At 64.4% G+C, this 595-nt stretch carries 1 protein-coding gene; it reads right to left on the reverse strand.

Features of this window, described 5'->3' with window-relative positions; genetic code table 11:
• The coding region (locus tag XI09_RS08425) for an IS110 family transposase (RefSeq protein WP_271566427.1) at positions 1–594 on the reverse strand (594 nt) is incomplete at its 3' end.
• Between the last annotated feature and the right edge of the window lies 1 nt (position 595).

Consider the following 595-nt stretch of genomic DNA (forward strand, 5'->3'; position numbering starts at 1 on the left):
GGCTTCGATTGCCTTCAACTCCCCCTGCAACTGCGCGTACTGGCGGCCCTGCTGCGCCAACAGATCGCGCGCCAGCTCCGGCACGCTTTCGTCTTGCGCGATCTGCGCCAACAGCGGCTCGATCTGGTTGAGCCCCTTGGCCGCCGTGATCCCGAACTCGGCCGCATAGCCGCGGATCATGTTGCTAAGCTGGGTGCGCCGGGCGATCATCTGCTCGCGCAAGCCCGTCAACATCAGCGCGGCCTGCTGCTCGGCACTCTTCACCAGCACGAACCGCATCGTCGGCCGGCTCATCGCCTCGCACAGGGCCTCAGCGTCGCGCCCGTCGTTCTTGTTGCGCTTGACATAGGGCTTCACGTGCTGTGGCGCCATCAACTTCACTTCGTGGCCCAGTTTGCCCAGCTCCCGCGCCCAGTAATGCGCCGCGCCGCAGGCCTCCATCCCCACCTGCGTCGCCGGCAGCTTGGCAAAAAACTCCAGCATCTGCTTGCGCGTCAGCCGCTTGCGCAGCACCGGCCGTTCCGCCGCGTCCACCCCATGCAGTTGAAAAATATGCTTCGACGTATCGATCCCAATTCGGATAACTTCGCTCACG

The organism is Bradyrhizobium sp. CCBAU 11386, from assembly GCF_028128955.1.
Classification (GTDB): Bacteria; Pseudomonadota; Alphaproteobacteria; order Rhizobiales; family Xanthobacteraceae; genus Bradyrhizobium.